Genomic DNA, 15,540 nt, shown 5'->3' with positions numbered 1-15,540 from the left:
CGCTGCCGCCGGGGTGACGAAGAGAAGGAGGTCTGGTTTTGCCAAAAGTAAGTGTGGTTATACCGGTATACAACGTGGAAAAGTATTTGGCGCAGTGTGTCGAAAGCATTTTGGCGCAGACGCTGACGGATATAGAAATTCTTTTAGTAAACGACGCATCGACCGACCGTTCGCTGGAGCTTGCGCGGACGTATGAAAAGGACTCCCGTGTCAGGGTGCTGGACAAGCCCCATGGGGGGCTGGGAGATACCCGCAATTACGGCGCCGCCCGCGCCACCGGAAAATACCTGTCTTTTGTGGATTCCGACGACTGGCTTGACCCGGAGGCACTGCAGAATTTGTATTCCTCTGCGGAAAAATGTGCCGCGGATATGGTGGTCTTTAACTTTGTACGCGAAAACAGTAAAGCGGATGAGCACCGCGTCTGCAAGCTGCCGGTGAGTTTCCCGGCCTTCGATCGGGAGACGCGGGAAATCCTGCTCCGGGAGCTGATCGGTCCCGACCCGGCGGACAGCCCCTGGCGGCAGGTAGAGATGCTCGGCTGCGCATGGCGCAGGTTTTTCCGCCGTGAGTGGTTCCTGGAAAATCGCCTTTCGTATTTCAATGAGCAGGAAATTATGCTGGAGGATCTTCCGGTATCGATCATGGCACACTGCCTGACGGACAAAGTGCTTATTCTTGGAGGAGCCTATTACCATTACCGTTATAATCCCGAATCGTTAAGCACCCGGTACCGTCCCCGCAAAATGGAGATGATGACCGCCTGCTACCATGTGGTACGCAATTTCCTGCAGAAAAACGGCCTTTACGCCCAGTATGGGGAACGCCATCTTGCTTGGATTCTCCGCAGCGCGGCGCATTCCTCTCTGGTCAACTGTTTCAGCCCCAATAACGATGTGGGCTTTGCGAAAAGATACAAAGAGGTGCGCGGTATTCTTCGGAATCCGGTGCTCAGGGTTGCGGCCCGTTCCGACTACCTGAAAAACGGCACCCGTGCGGACAGGATCATCCTCCGGCTGATCCGCTCCAAAAACGCGCCGGCCGTCTATTTGTTCTACCGGATTTATTCCAATATGCTGTTGAAAAACGCGGGGAAACGATAATGGCGAAAAAACGTGTTCTTTTTATCAATTACAGCCTGCACAGCGGCGGCATTGAAAAAAGCCTGGTTACGGTGCTGTCTCTGTTCGATTATGAAAATTATGAGGTTGACCTTCAGCTTTTCGCGAACGACGGCCTGTTTCTGAGCCGCGTTTCACCGAAGGCGAACCTTCTGCCTCCGCTTTTTCCGGCGGAGTACAAATTAAATATCCGTCAGGCCTTTTTTGCCATCGTCAGAAAGGGGCATCCGCTGATTGCGCTCTGCCGCCTTCTGGTTACCTTTGCCGGTCTGCGCGGGACCATGGGCGAGCGGCTGGTGCGCATGTGGAATGTGGAAAGGCGTTTTATACGGCCTTCCCGAAAGGAATACGACGCGGTGGTGGCCTTTATGGAGGGCCAGCCGATTTATTACGCCGTGACCAAGGTCAAAAGCCCCGTCAAGATCGGATTTATCCACGGCGATTATACGGCGATGGGGTTGAACAGCGGGTTTGACCGCGCATTTGTCGGAAAGCTGAACGCGCTGTGCACGGTTTCCGAATCCTGTAAGACCGCGCTTGAGAACACCTTTCCAGAGTACTCCGACCGGTTCCATGTGATCTACAATATCATCTCTTCCACCTTCATGCGCCAGATGGCCGGGGAGCCCGCCGACTTTGAAGACGATTTCTCCGGTCTGCGCGTACTGTCCATTGCCCGTCTTTCCCATCAGAAGGGGCTTGACATTGCGCTGCCCGCCATTGCCGCTTTAAAGAAGAAGGGGCTTCGCTTCAAGTGGTATATCATCGGAATCGGCCCGGAAAAAGAAAATCTGGAGGCGATGATCCGGGAACTCGGCATCGGCGATACCGTCCGGTTCATGGGGGAGCGTCCCAATCCGTACCCGTATCTGAAGGCTTGTGATATCTACCTGCAGCCGTCCCGGTTCGAGGGCAAATCCATCGCCGTAGACGAGGCGATGGTCATGTGCCGCCCGATCCTGCTCACCGATTTTTCCACGGCCCGCGACCAGATCGATTCCGGCAGAAACGGACTGATCGTTCCCATGGACAGCGAAGGAGTAGAAGCGGGTTTGGAAGATTTGCTGCTGCATGAGGAAAGACGCGCGGAATTTTCACAGGCTCTGGCGCAGTGTGATTATACCAATGAAGAGGAAATCAAAAAGCTGTATGCGCTGATCAGCGGCAACTGACAGAAAAAAGCTCTCGCTTTGGTACCAAAGCGAGAGCTTTTTTTCGGCTGACGGCAAAGTCTGCCGTTTTTTATGGGGCGGTCAGCCCGCATTTTCCTGTTCTTCCGGATGGGACTCGTCCCAGAGCCTTCCCGCGACGGGAGCCCAGTTCTTTGCGGCGTTGACGCATTTTGCGCTCAACTCCTCAACATTCTCGGGATGAGTCATGTCCGTGGATTGCGCGCCGGACTTGTGTACCATGTCGGACAGCCTGCCCGGATTGTCGAGCAGCGGGCAGGGGCGCAGGTGGTTTCCGTTAAACGGCTGGTTCCTGCGGTACTGCATGAACAGCGGGGACTGGTACGCTTCCAGAAGGGTTTTGTCTTTGATGTTGGAATCGGCGTAATGGATGAACGCGCACGGCTCGATATCCCCGTTCGCGTTGATGTGCAGGTAGCAGCGTCCGCCCGCGATGCATCCCTGTACATACTCGCCGTCGTTCCAGAAGTCCATGGTGAACAGCGGCTTTGTCCCCCTGAATTTCCGGATCTGGTGATACATGAACTCCCTTTGCTCCGCAGAAGCCATCAGCTCGGGAACCGCGTCGGCCCCGACCGGCATATAGGTGAAGAACCACGCGAATTTCGCGCCTTTCGCGATCATGTCGTCAAAGTATTCCTCGCTGCCGATCACGTCGGTGTTCTGGCTGGTATAGCAGCAGGAGATGCCGAACGGAAGCTTTTTCTCCTTTAAAATCCCCATCGCTTTGACGACCGCCTGATAGGTGCCTTCTCCGCGGCGGGAGTCGGTGGCTTCTTCAAAGCCCTCCACGCTGATTGCGGGCACGAAATTCTTTACCCGCAGCATTTCGTCCGCGAACGCTTCGTCGATGAGCGTTGCATTTGTAAAGGCCAGAAATTCGCAGTCGTTGTGCTTTTCACACAGCCTGATAATGTCGTCCTTCCGTACGAGCGGCTCGCCGCCGGAATAGATATACATATAGGTGCCGAGCTTTTTCCCCTGCTCGATAATGCTGTCGAGCAGCTCAAAGCTCATATTCATTTTGTTGCCGTAATCCGCCGCCCAGCAGCCCTTGCATTGCAGGTTGCACGCGGAGGTGGGGTCCATCAGGATTGCCCACGGAATATTGCAGTCGTACTTTTCTTCGTTTTTATTTTTGCGCTGGCAGCCTACAATGGAGGAATTGATCAGGAAATTTTCGAACATTTTTTTCCTGACACCGGAATCAATGTCGTCATAAAGGCTCATAATCAGTTTGTACCAGTTGTTTTCTGGATTTTTCAGCGCTTCTTCAACCAGATTGTAAGCGTTGTGATAATAATCCTCCTTGTCGAATCTGCGTACCCAGTTTAAGACCTTCGGTACGTTTTCCTCAGGATTGTTGTCCAGGTAGCTCAATACTTTTTTCAGTCCGTAGGATTCCAGTTTTTCATTCACAGTTCCCATCACGCATGCTCCCTTTCTATCGTTTTAAGCGCCGTGTACGCTGTCTGACTGTATGTTAGCATTATCCGGAACGGTTGTATCTATACAAAATGGTTCCACAGTCCAAATATCATACAGAAAGGGGAAAGTGTCATGTAACCATAAAGAAGGGTTGCCGGCCTAATACAATTGACTTTGACATCTCTTTATTGTATCATCAGAAGAGTTTCTATAGCAATTCCGGTTACGTTTGCGGGACAAAACATGTTCCTCCCCCGCCTTCGGCGGGGGAGGAACGCAACCTTGTTGCAGAATCAACTGGAAATGCTCTAAATTATGGATACGGAGGCTGGATTATGCAGTTAAAAAATATGCTAAAAGGATTAAAATATACCTGCTCCGGCGACACGGACGTTGAAATAACCGATATCGTTTACGATTCGCGCAGGGTGGTCAAAGACTGCGTGTTCGTGTGCCTGTGCGGCTCTTCCGTCGACAGCCACGACTTTGCGCAGCAGGCGGCGGACGCCGGCGCGGCCGCGATTGTCGCGCAGCGCCCGGTAACGGTGCACGGCGCGGCGGTGATCCTGGTGGAAAATACGCGCTATGCCATGGCGGTGATGGCGGCGGCCTATTTCGGGCACCCCGCCGATCGGCTCCGCGTGGTGGGCATTACGGGCACGAAGGGCAAAACGACGGTTTCCTATATGATCCGTTCCATTCTTGAAGCGGGCGGAATCAAGACCGGCATCATCGGGACCATCGGGACGGTTGTCGGCGGCGAAGTGATTCAGACGAACAACACCACGCCGGAATCGTACGATGTACAGCGTTTCCTGCGCAAAATGGCGGACAGCGGCTGCAAAGCCGCCGTGATCGAGGCCTCCTCCATCGGGCTCAAGGACCACCGTGTGTCGGGCTTTGCCTTTGACATCGGACTGTTCACCAATTTTTCACCCGACCATATCGGCGGAAACGAGCATAAAACGCTGGAAGAATACCTGCAGTGCAAAAGCATGCTGTTCCGGCAGTGCCGGACCGGTATTATCAATATAGACGATGAAAATTACCCCGGAATTATCAAAGGCCACACCTGTGCGATCGAGACCTACGGCTTTTCACAGGAAGCCGGCCTGCGCGCGTGCAATGAAAAGCTCATTTCGCGTCCGGGTTATCTCGGCGTTCATTTTGACCTTCAAGGCCAGCTTGCCTTCGGCGTGGACGTGGATATCCCCGGCCGGTTCAGCGTTTACAACGCGCTTGCGGCGGCGGCGGTCTGCCGCCATTTTGATGTGACCCCGCAGGCGATTGCCGAAGGGCTGAACACGGTCAAGGTCAAGGGAAGGGTAGAACCGGTCAGTGTTCCCGGAAATTATACTCTGCTGATCGATTACGCGCACAATGCGCTGAGCATGGAAAATATTCTGGAAACCCTGCGCGAGTACCGTCCGCACCGCCTGATCTGCATGTTCGGCGCGGGGGGCAACCGCGCGTGTTCCCGCCGCTATGAAATGGGCGAGGTCAGCGGAAAGCTCGCCGACCTTTCCGTCATTACAGCGGATAATTCACGCTACGAGGATGTCATGGACATTATTGAGGACATCAAGGTCGGTATCGCCAAAACGGACGGAAAATATGTGGTCATTCCCGACCGTAAGGAAGCAATCAAATACTGCATGGAGAACGCCGAAGACGGCGATATCGTCGTCCTTGCGGGAAAAGGCCACGAGGATTATCAGGAGATTCAGGGAGTCAAATATCATTTGGATGAACGCGAGGTTATCGCGGATATTATCAACGGAAAAATATAGGTGATCGTATGAGAATGACAGTTGGAGAAATCATCGCCGCCTGCGGCGGGAAGCTGCTCTGCGGCGATCCCAATACCCTGATCACGTCGGTCAGTACGGACAGCCGCAAAATCCAGTTCGGCACCCTCTTTGTCCCCATCGTGGGGGAAAAGACGGACGCCCATTCGTTTATCAGCGCGACTTTTGCGGCGGGGGCTGCCGCAACGCTCACACAGGAGCACGACGGGATGATTGACTCTCACGCATGGATCCGCGTGCAGAATACGGAACAGGCCCTGCAGAGGATCGCGGCCGTTTACCGGCAGCGGTTCCATATTCCGTTTGTCGGAATTACGGGAAGCGTAGGCAAAACGACCACGAAGGAAATGGTCGCCCTCGCGCTTTCCGGCTCGTTCAACGTGATGAAGACCGAGGGAAACTATAACAGCCAGATCGGGCTTCCGCTGACCATGTTCCGGGTTTCCGACACGCATCAGGCCGCCGTGGTGGAGATGGGGATGAGCAATTTCGGCGAGATGAGCCGTCTGGCGCAGATCGCCGCGCCGGACTATGCCGTTATGACCAATATCGGCATTTCCCATATCGAGCAGCTGAAAACACAGCAGAATATTTTGAGCGAAAAGCTGCATATTACCGATTGCTTCCATAAGGATTCCATCCTGTTTCTGAACGGGGACGACGCGCTCCTTGCGGGCCTGCGCGGAAAACCGGGAATCAGAATCGTCTGGTTCGGCACCGCTTCCTGGTGCGATTTCCGGGCGGAAAATATCCGCACGGCGGCCTCGTCCACCCGGTTCACTCTAATAATGCCGGGCGGGTCCTGTGAGGTGGAGCTTCCGGCGCTGGGGCTTCATAACGTGACCAACGCGCTGGCCGCTTTAGCGGTTGCCAGAACGCTCGGCGTCCCGACGGAAAAGGCCGCTGCAAAGCTTGCGGAGTACCGGCCCCTTGCCATGCGCCAGCAGATCCATCATGTCAGCGATGTCACGATCATCGACGATTCCTATAACGCCAGCCCCGACGCGATCAGAAGCAGCGTCGACGTCCTGTGCGGCTTCCGTACGGGCAAGCGCATTGCGGTGCTGGCCGATATGCTGGAGCTCGGCGATTTTTCCCGGCAGGCGCATTTTGGCGTGGGCGCGTATGCCGCCCGGGCGGGGGTGGACATCGTTTTGACGGTCGGCGAGCGGGCCAGGGAAATCGCCGAAGGGGCGCGCAGCGTCAATCCGGACTTCGTCTGCTATTCCTGCGCGGACAATGCGGAAGCGATTGCAAAGCTCAAATCCCTTCTGACCGGGGGAGACGTGGTGCTTGTCAAGGGCTCCCGCGGAATGAAAACCGATCAGATCGTCAAAGCCCTTCTTTAAAAAGAACGATCTCCTCTTTACGCCTTCCTCTTTTTCAACACACTCCCGCGGCGGACTTTTTTAGTCCGCCGCTTTGGTTTCCAAAAATACATCATTTCCAGTTGATTTTGTAACAAGCTTGCGTCACTCCCCCGCCTTCGGCAGGGGAGTGACGTCCTTTGTCTCGCAAACTGAAATGGAATTGCTGTAAGATAATTATTTAACAATTTTAACATTTAAAAGTTGCCGCAAATTGTGAATTTTTTCATAATTCTGATCTTTGCCTGTTGCGTTCCGGAAAAACATGTGTTAAAATGTTACTAATTTGTAATATGTGTAACGAATATGTATCATTTTTTACAGACAGAAAGTAGAAAAAAGAGTAACGGAAGTGCAGCAGGAGGTTAAAATGAAAAAGGGGTTCGGGTTTCTATCAGCGTTTGTCGCGGCAGTTCTGATCGCGATCCTTTCGATGAATGTTTCTTCAGCCGTCAGCGCGGCAAGCGCCAAAACAGGAGTCGGACTTTCCGAACATGTCCTCAAGGCCTATCAGGAGGGATGGAAATACCGTGCCGGCGGATACGGCCAGTTTTCCGGCGGAGTACGCGGAACCGACTGCTCCGGCCTGATCAAATCGTATCTTTGGTGGACAGGCGATTCCAGCGATCCCAGACCCAGTCTGGTTTCCGTAGCCGGAAGCTCCGGCGGGATGCTCGATTCCGCCAGCGCAAAGGGTAAAATCAATTATTCCGATTCCTCCTCTCTGCCGCGAATCCACGGGCTGATTCTGTATCAGCCGGGCCATGTCGGCGTTTACGTCGGCAATAACATGGCGGTGGACAACCGTGCGACGGGGGTCAATATAAAATATGAGAAGGTCTTCGGCCGCGACAAGCCGAAATGGACCATGTGGTTCAAACTGCCCCAGATTACATATCCGACCACAGGCTTTGCAAGCTTCAACGGCCAGAAGTATTACTATGAAAACGGCCAGTATGTCGTCAATACGACCAGAACCATTTCTGGCGTTACCTATACGTTCGGCGCTTCCGGCGCACTGACCGCTTCCTCCGGAGAGGCCATTCAGGCTGCTGCGGAGTCCTTGGGTACAACGGGTAAAACGCCTTATATCACGCTTCAGGCGGATTCCAAAGGCGCGGATGTGGAAAAGCTGCAGCAGCGTCTGAAGGACCTTGGGTACTATTATGAATCGGTAAACAATTATTACGATTACTGCGTGTCCGACGCCGTCAGCGCGTTTCAGGGCGCGGCGGGGATCAATTCCACCGGCATTGCCGATCCGGCCACACAGGCGAAGCTGTTTGCGTCCGGCGCGGTGAAAAATCCGAAGCCGGGAACCGTTACGCCCGGCATGCATTCCTCGCTGGTTCTTTCCATGCAGAAAAGGCTGATCGCTTTGGGCTATATGACCGGCGACCCGACCATTTACTACGGGGACCTTACCAAACAGGCCGTTCTGGCCTACCAGAAGGCTTCCGGTCTTGCGCAGACCGGAATTCTGGATCAGGCCGCCCTGAGCGTCCTTTATTCGGATGCCGCGGTGAAAGCCCCGGCGCAGCCGGTTTCCTCCGTTGCGGAGAAGAGCCTTTCCTCTGAAACTGCTGTGGAAAGCAAATCCGGGACCATCGTCTTCAGCAACATGATTCCCGCCGTCAACGCCGCGGCGGCTGACAGAAGCGTACAGGAAGCTTCCGGCTCCGACGGCGGTATGGTTTTCAGCGTCGTGCTGTTGTCGGCGTTTTTGTCCGGCGTCTTTATGACGGTGAAAAGGATCCGGGCCTTACGGAAAAAAACGGCAGCGGTTCTTATTAAAAAATAAAACATTGATTTCTCAAAAATCCCGCAGGAAACTGCGGGATTTTTTCATCTAATTAACAATTATTTTGTCTGGAGAAAAACAGAGCATTTCAGCGGAAAACAGAGAAAAATTAATTAAATTCATGTGTAATTTAAAAAATCAATAGGAATTTGATGAAATATTCAAAAAAATCTTGACAAATCGTATTTATGCCACTATATTTGATATGTTGCGTTTGCATCTGAATTCTATATCGGCGGCGCTTCACTGCCGCAGTCAGCAATGACCGCGAAAAATCCTTTGCGGAGGGCAGTGGCAACGGCGTGGCTGGGATTGCGTTTAACCGCTTGGCTTGACGTAACTAATTTTACCGCAAAGGGGATGCACTATTTGGAAAATCCATCTATCATTTCATTGAACAACATCGTGGTATCGTTTGACGGAGAAATTGTGCTGAAGGATTTTAACCTCAGCATCAGGGACGGTGAATTTGTCACCCTGCTCGGACCTTCCGGTTGTGGAAAAACGACAACCCTCAGGATCATCGGCGGCTTTGTCAAACCGGACACGGGCGATGTTTTTTTCAATGGCAAAAAAATCAACGATCTTCCGCCGCATAAAAGGGAGGTCAACACCATCTTTCAGAAATATGCCCTGTTTCCGCATCTGAACGTGTACGACAACGTCGCGTTTGGCATGAGGGTGCACGGCAAGAGCGAAAGCCAGATCAAAGCCACAGTGAAGGAAATGCTCAACCTTGTCAACCTGAACGGTTTTGCGCACAGAAATGTCAATCTGCTTTCCGGCGGTCAGCAGCAGCGCGTTGCCATCGCGAGGGCGCTTGCGAACGAACCGAAAGTTTTGCTCCTTGACGAACCATTGGGTGCGCTTGATTTAAAGCTGCGAAAAGATATGCAGGCCGAGCTTAAAAAGATACAGCAGCAGACCGGAATCACTTTTGTTTTTGTTACCCATGACCAGGAAGAAGCGCTTTCCATGTCCGACACCGTTGTGGTCATGGACAGGGGTGCCATTCAGCAGATCGGCTCTCCGCGCGATATCTACAATGAGCCGGAAAATGCTTTTGTCGCTGATTTTATCGGCGAAAGCAATATCCTGGACGGGGTCATGCACGAGGATTACCTTGTGGAATTCGCGGGCCATCCCTTCCAATGTGTCGACAAGGGTTTTCAGCCGGACGAGCCGGTGGACGTGGTGATCCGCCCGGAGGACATCGACGTGGTGGAGCCGGATACCAGCCATCTGACCGGAATTGTCACCAGCGTGACCTTCAAGGGCGTTCATTACGAAATCATCGTGGACGTCCGCGGATTTAAATGGATGATTCAGTCGACCGATTTTCAGGAGGTCGGCAAAAAAATAGGAATGATGCTTCAGCCCGACGATATCCACATTATGCACAAATCGGAATATTCCGGCATGTTCGGCGACTACAGCACCTTCAGTGACGAAATGGACGAGGACAGTCAGCCTCTGCCCGAAGAAGGGGAGGTCGGGAATTAAGAATGAAAGCAAAATCAGCCGCGGCTCCTTATGCTGCATGGATGTCCATTTTTATTATTGTTCCGATGATTCTGGTCGTTATTTTTGCGTTCACCGATAAAAGCGGGGCGTTTACCTTCAAAAATATCGCCGAAGTCGGACAGTATTCCAACGTCTTTCTGCGCTCCATCTGGCTGGGCGCTCTGGCCACCGTGATCTCCCTGCTGCTGGGGTATCCGCTTGCCTATATTATTTCCCACATCAGCGCGCGCAGGCAAGGCATGATGATTATGCTCGTCATGCTGCCGATGTGGATGAACTTTCTGCTCCGTACCTACGCCTGGATGACCCTGCTGGAGGACAACGGCATCATCAACAGCCTGCTTGCGTCCTTCGGCCTGGGAAAGCTGCATTTGATCAATACGCAGGGCGCGGTCGTGCTCGGAATGGTCTACAACTATATTCCGTATATGATCCTGCCGCTTTACTCCGTACTGACCAAAATCGATTCCAGCGTGATTGAAGCGGCGCAGGACCTCGGCGCGAATCAGATGCAGGTGTTTTCAAAGGTCACTTTTCCCATGAGCATGCCCGGGGTGATTTCCGGGATCACCATGGTTTTTGTACCGGCGGTCAGCACCTTTATCATTTCCAAAATGCTCGGCGGCGGCGCAAACCTGATGATCGGCGACCTGATCGACATGCAATTCCTGGGAAGCGCGTACAACCCGAACTTAGGTTCCGCCATTTCGCTGGTCCTCATGGTGCTGATTCTCATCTGCATGGGGATTATGAACCAGTTTGACGAAGGGGAGAACAACGGGGGAGGAATCATGATATGAAAACAATTTCAAGGATTTATTCCGCCGTCCTGTTCCTGTTCCTCTACGCGCCGATTTTCGTACTGATCGTTTTTTCCTTTAATAATTCCACCACCATGAGCCGTTCCGTCTGGTCGGGCTTCTCTTTTAAGTGGTACGCGCAGCTGATGCAGGACGGCATGCTCCTGAACGCTCTGAGAAACACGCTGGTCATCGCGGTGATCGCGGCGGTCGTTTCCACCGTTCTGGGGACGGCCGCGGCCATCGGCATCAACGGCATGAACAAATGGATGAAGCGCATGGTGATGAATGTAACCAATCTGCCCATGGTCAATCCCGAGATTGTCACCGGCGTTTCGCTGATGCTTCTGTTTGTGTTTTTCGCAAAGGGCATGGGGAACATATCGCTCGGCATGTTTTCCCTGATACTGGCGCACATTACCTTCTGTCTGCCCTATGTGATCCTGTCCGTCATGCCGAAGCTCCGGCAGATGGATTCCCATCTGTATGAAGCGGCCCAGGACCTTGGGTGCAGCCCGGTTCTTGCCTTTTTTAAGGTGGTTCTGCCGGAAATCATGCCGGGGATTGTGACGGGCATGATTATGGCCTTCACCCTTTCCATAGACGATTTTGTCATCAGCTATTTTACAAGCGGTACCACGCAGACGCTTCCGATCTTTATCTATTCCATGACGAGAAAGAGAATCAGCCCTGAGATCAACGCGCTGTCCACATTGCTGTTCGGCACGATCATGGTGCTGCTCATCATTGTCAACCTTCGCCAGTCAAAAGACAGGAAAGCGGAAGAAAACCTGATTGAGGAGGCGTGAGATTTGAAAAAAACGATTGCAGCTCTGGCAGCTGCCGTACTGCTTGCCGCCGCTGTCAGTCCGTCGGCGTTTGCGTCTTCGGAAGAACCCGGACAGCCCGCCGCGCCGAAAACAGGGGTGACCATCAATGTGTACAACTGGGGCGAGTATATTTCGAACGGCGTCGACGATACGCTTGACGTCAACAAGGAGTTTACCAAACGGACCGGCATCGACGTGAACTATACCACGTTCGATACCAACGAATCCCTTTACTCTAAGCTTGCCAACGGCGGGGCGAACTACGACATTATCATTCCTTCGGATTATATGATTTCCAAGCTGATTGACGAGAAAATGATTGAAAAGCTGGATTTCAGCAACATCCCGAATTTCCAGTATATCGACGAACAGTTCCGCAACCCGAAATACGATCCGAAAAATGAATATTCCGTCCCCTACACCTGGGGGGTAGTCGGTATTTTTTACAATAAAAAATACGTAAAAGAACCGGTCGCCAGCTGGGAAATCCTGTGGGATAAAAAGTACGCGGGAAAAATCCTGATGTTTGACAACCCGCGCGATTCCTTCGGCATCGCGCAGAAAATTCTCGGCTATTCCTACAACAGCACGAATGTGGAGGAGTGGGAGAACGCCGCGAAGCTTTTAAAAGAGCAGAAGCCGCTTGTTCAGGCCTATGTCATGGATCAGATCTTTGACAAAATGTCCAGCGGCGACGCCTGGCTTGCCCCGTATTACGCGGGGGACGCCGCCACCCTGGTGGAAGATAACCCGGACATCGGGTTTGCCATTCCGACAAAGGAGGGGACAAACTTCTTTGTCGATGCGATCTGCATTCCGACCGGCGCCCAGCACAAAAAAGAGGCCGAGGCGTACATCAACTTTCTCTGCGATCCCGAAATAGCCGCGGCGAACGTGGACTATATCGGTTACTCCACGCCGGAGTCGGCCGCCAAGGAGCTTTTGCCGGAAGAAACCGTCAACAATCCCATTTTTTATCCCGACAAGGAAATTTTGGACAAATCGGAAACCTTTGTCAACCTTCCCGAGGACACCAATCTGCTGCTGGATACGCTTTGGGCGGAAGTAAAAATGGGCGGCCCCGGCCAGACGGCGACCTTGGTCGCGGTTCTCTTGGGTTTTTTGCTGCTCTATATCGGAATTGTTGTTTATAAAAAAATGAAAGCGAAACGCGAACTGCAATAAAATTGCATTTTTGAAAATGAAAAGGATAAAAGCCCGCGGCGTTTATGCGCCGCGGGCTTTGCGATTTTATCCCATCTCATGTAAATGAAGGCATTTTCGGCCTAAGACAGCGCAATTGGAGAAAATAATTCCAGTTAATTCCAATAATCAAGAGAATTGTCATAATAATTTCACCGTCCCGTGGCAGATTAATAGAGCGGCGCAAGGGAGGTGAAATTTTGAAAAAATTTCTAAAAGGATTCACCGCATTCGCGGCTGTGCTGGCTTTTTTGTATGCTGCCAGTGTCGGCATGGCCGATTATTTCACACCTGATTCCTATAAAATTACTGCCGGAAGCAGTCTGCAATGGGGTTCGGACGCAATTACGGCGGTGGCCGAAAATGGCGCCGATATTTCCACCGGCATCTGTTCGACACCGAATAAAAGTTATAAGGCAAAGCTGATGCTCTATCATGTGATCCCCATCAAGACGGTCAGCGTGAATGTCGTCAAGGAAACGCTTCTGGTACCCTGTGGTACGCCGTTTGGAATCAAAATGTTTACAAACGGCGTAGTCGTCGTAGGGGTAGCCGATATCAAAACTTCATCCGGAACAATCAACCCCGCGGCCGTGGCGGGACTGAAGGTCGGCGATATCATTACGGAGGTTGACGGCAAAAAAGTCAACACCAACGCGGAAATCATCAAGATGGTTACAGACAGCGATGGCCGCAGCCTTACTTTTACCGTTTCCCGGGACGGGCAGGTCCTTACGACCACCGTTCAGCCGGTTAAATCTGAGGTCGACTCCGTCTACAGGGCCGGCGTATGGCTCCGGGACAGCACTGCGGGAATCGGGACGCTCACCTTTTACAATCCTGTTACGAAATGTTTTGCCGGTCTGGGCCACGGTGTCTGTGACACGGATACCAATGAGCTGATGCCGCTGCTGAACGGAGACATCGTTCCCGTCACAATCAGCGGAATCACCAAAGGCGAAAAGGGAAGTCCGGGAGAGCTTCGGGGATATTTCAGCACCGATACCGCGATGGGAACGCTGGAAGCCAATGTTCCCGCCGGCGTTTACGGAACCCTGAACACCGCTCCCAAAGGAGAAGCCCTGGAAGTGGCGATGAAACAGGAAATCAAAGCCGGTCCCGTCAAAATCCTTTCGACCATAGACGGCGGCAGGCCGCAATACTTTACTGCTGAAATCGAAAAAATAGACTATCGTGAAAATGTACAAAGCAAAAATATGGTTTTGCACATTACTGACGAAAAACTGCTGAACGCCACCGGAGGAATCGTTCAGGGAATGAGCGGCAGCCCGGTTATCCAAAACGACAAAATCATCGGCGCTGTGACCCACGTTTTTGTGAATGATCCGACACGAGGATATGGCATTTTCGCTGAAAATATGCTGTCGGTTTCAGAGAGCATTAGATCAAATGACAAACAAAAAGCTTCTTAATCTAATGTTGCGCTTTTATATTTCCCCTTTTTAGCAAAAAATATTTTTACAACCTATTGCCATTTTTTCCAATATATGGTAATATAACGGTAAATTAAATCTATTAGGGGGACTCAAAATGGAAAAGCGTATTAAACTTCTCATAGCAAATGACAGTGCAGAGTTTAACCGTGATTACGGTCGAATTTTTGAACAATCCGGCATGGAAATAATCTATACGCAAAAGGATGGCATGAAACTGCTTGAAAAAATAGAATCCATTCATCCTGATGTCGTCCTTGCCGATTTGTTTATGCCCCGTTTGGATGGAATAGGCGTGATGAAAGCGGCTCAGGCAAAGGTCCCGGGCATGGGGCCGATGTTTGTAATCATTTCCAATTTTACCAGCCCCGCTTTGGAGCGTGAAGTAATGATGTCGGGAGCGTCTTATTTTGCCATTTACCCATTTAATGCCGCGGACCTTTCCGACAGAATCATTCAACTTTGTTCCATTTCCGGTTTAACGCAGAAAACGCCTTCCAGACAGCAGGCGCCGGCCGCAGCGGAGCCATCGCTTGAAATTCAGGTAACTGAAATACTCCATCAGATAGGAGTCCCTGCTCATATTAAAGGCTACCACTATTTACGCGACTCAATTATTATGGCAATAGAAACACCGGATATTATCAATGCGGTTACCAAACAGCTTTACCCAAGCGTTGCAAAACAGTATGACACAACGGCTTCGCGCGTGGAACGCGCCATTCGCCATGCAATAGAGGTCGCGTGGGACCGCGGCGACGTGGATATCCTCAATTCCTATTTCGGCTATACCATCCACAATACGCGCGGAAAACCGACCAACAGTGAGTTCATTGCAATGATCAGCGACAGGCTCAGACTGCATATGAAGAGCGCAAGCTAAAGTCAAAACACACATGAATACTGGATAAATCAAGAAAAACAAGAATGATTTCAAAGCGATAAAGAAAACAAAAATACGCCTGAATTCGTCATTTTGACCAATGAATTTTTAAAAATATTCCGATAAACTCT

12 protein-coding genes are annotated in these 15,540 nt (G+C 51.8%); 11 read left to right on the top strand and 1 reads right to left on the bottom strand.

The features are described from left to right. The first annotated feature begins 38 nt into the window (after positions 1-38). Complete coding sequence (locus VXK30_RS10040) at positions 39-1,103, top strand: glycosyltransferase family 2 protein (RefSeq protein ID WP_275717489.1); 1,065 nt, start codon at positions 39-41, stop codon at positions 1,101-1,103. Beyond that, a complete protein-coding gene (locus VXK30_RS10035) occupies positions 1,103-2,293 on the top strand; it encodes a glycosyltransferase (protein WP_275717487.1) in 1,191 nt (396 codons plus the stop codon). Before VXK30_RS10040 ends, VXK30_RS10035 begins: the two co-directional genes overlap by 1 nt. A gap of 81 nt (positions 2,294-2,374) precedes the next feature. Here the strand turns inward: VXK30_RS10035 and VXK30_RS10030 are convergent, their stop codons facing one another. Further along, positions 2,375-3,739 carry a radical SAM protein gene (locus VXK30_RS10030; RefSeq protein WP_275717485.1) on the bottom strand — a complete coding sequence of 455 codons (1,365 nt, stop codon included), beginning with the start codon at positions 3,737-3,739 and terminating at the stop codon, positions 2,375-2,377. Positions 3,740-4,074: 335 nt separating this feature from the next. Here VXK30_RS10030 and VXK30_RS10025 point away from each other — a divergent pair, with 335 nt between their 5' ends. The 9 genes from VXK30_RS10025 (at position 4,075) to spo0A (ending at position 15,409) form a co-directional block, all read left to right on the top strand. Next, entirely contained in the window at positions 4,075-5,529 is a 1,455-nt protein-coding gene (locus VXK30_RS10025) for a UDP-N-acetylmuramoyl-L-alanyl-D-glutamate--2,6-diaminopimelate ligase (protein WP_275717483.1), read from the top strand. Positions 5,530-5,537: 8 nt separating this feature from the next. Then, a complete protein-coding gene (locus VXK30_RS10020) occupies positions 5,538-6,896 on the top strand; it encodes a UDP-N-acetylmuramoyl-tripeptide--D-alanyl-D-alanine ligase (protein ID WP_275717482.1) in 1,359 nt (452 codons plus the stop codon). Positions 6,897-7,284: 388 nt separating this feature from the next. Next, on the top strand, positions 7,285-8,715 hold the full coding sequence (locus tag VXK30_RS10015) for a C40 family peptidase (RefSeq protein ID WP_275717481.1): 1,431 nt from the start codon (positions 7,285-7,287) through the stop codon (positions 8,713-8,715). A 369-nt stretch (positions 8,716-9,084) separates the two neighbouring features. Beyond that, positions 9,085-10,218, top strand: a complete 1,134-nt coding sequence (gene potA / locus VXK30_RS10010) for a spermidine/putrescine ABC transporter ATP-binding protein (RefSeq protein WP_275717478.1) — start codon at positions 9,085-9,087, stop codon at positions 10,216-10,218. A 2-nt stretch (positions 10,219-10,220) separates the two neighbouring features. Next, entirely contained in the window at positions 10,221-11,039 is an 819-nt protein-coding gene (locus VXK30_RS10005) for an ABC transporter permease (RefSeq protein WP_275717476.1), read from the top strand. After that, positions 11,036-11,848 carry an ABC transporter permease gene (locus VXK30_RS10000; protein WP_275717474.1) on the top strand — a complete coding sequence of 271 codons (813 nt, stop codon included), beginning with the start codon at positions 11,036-11,038 and terminating at the stop codon, positions 11,846-11,848. The genes VXK30_RS10005 and VXK30_RS10000 overlap by 4 nt, the downstream gene beginning before the upstream one ends. Positions 11,849-11,851: 3 nt before the next feature. Next, on the top strand, positions 11,852-13,054 hold the full coding sequence (locus VXK30_RS09995; protein ID WP_275717472.1) for an ABC transporter substrate-binding protein: 1,203 nt from the start codon (positions 11,852-11,854) through the stop codon (positions 13,052-13,054). Between the two features lie 218 nt (positions 13,055-13,272). Beyond that, entirely contained in the window at positions 13,273-14,505 is a 1,233-nt protein-coding gene (gene spoIVB / locus VXK30_RS09990) for a SpoIVB peptidase (RefSeq protein ID WP_275717470.1), read from the top strand. Between the two features lie 118 nt (positions 14,506-14,623). Continuing rightward, positions 14,624-15,409: a sporulation transcription factor Spo0A gene (gene spo0A, locus VXK30_RS09985; RefSeq protein WP_329493186.1), complete on the top strand. Its 786-nt coding sequence runs from the start codon at positions 14,624-14,626 to the stop codon at positions 15,407-15,409. The last annotated feature ends 131 nt before the right edge of the window (positions 15,410-15,540 follow it).

The sequence above is a fragment of the Caproiciproducens sp. CPB-2 genome, from assembly GCF_036287215.1.
Classification (GTDB): Bacteria; Bacillota; Clostridia; order Oscillospirales; family Acutalibacteraceae; genus Caproiciproducens.
The sequence above is the reverse complement of the archived record's forward strand: the minus strand, read 5'-3'. Positions and strand labels throughout refer to the sequence as shown.

Excerpts from the sequence above, each read along its gene's own strand:
- VXK30_RS10005 (WP_275717476.1), top strand. The coding sequence starts at position 10,221 with ATGAAAGCAAAATCAGCCGCGGCTCCTTATGCTGCATGGATGTCCATT.
- VXK30_RS10035 (WP_275717487.1), top strand. The coding sequence starts at position 1,103 with ATGGCGAAAAAACGTGTTCTTTTTATCAATTACAGCCTGCACAGCGGC.
- VXK30_RS10025 (WP_275717483.1), top strand. The coding sequence starts at position 4,075 with ATGCAGTTAAAAAATATGCTAAAAGGATTAAAATATACCTGCTCCGGC.
- VXK30_RS10020 (WP_275717482.1), top strand. The coding sequence starts at position 5,538 with ATGAGAATGACAGTTGGAGAAATCATCGCCGCCTGCGGCGGGAAGCTG.
- VXK30_RS10015 (WP_275717481.1), top strand. The coding sequence starts at position 7,285 with ATGAAAAAGGGGTTCGGGTTTCTATCAGCGTTTGTCGCGGCAGTTCTG.
- spo0A (WP_329493186.1), top strand. The coding sequence starts at position 14,624 with ATGGAAAAGCGTATTAAACTTCTCATAGCAAATGACAGTGCAGAGTTT.
- VXK30_RS10000 (WP_275717474.1), top strand. The coding sequence starts at position 11,036 with ATGAAAACAATTTCAAGGATTTATTCCGCCGTCCTGTTCCTGTTCCTC.
- VXK30_RS10030 (WP_275717485.1), bottom strand. The coding sequence starts at position 3,739 with ATGGGAACTGTGAATGAAAAACTGGAATCCTACGGACTGAAAAAAGTA.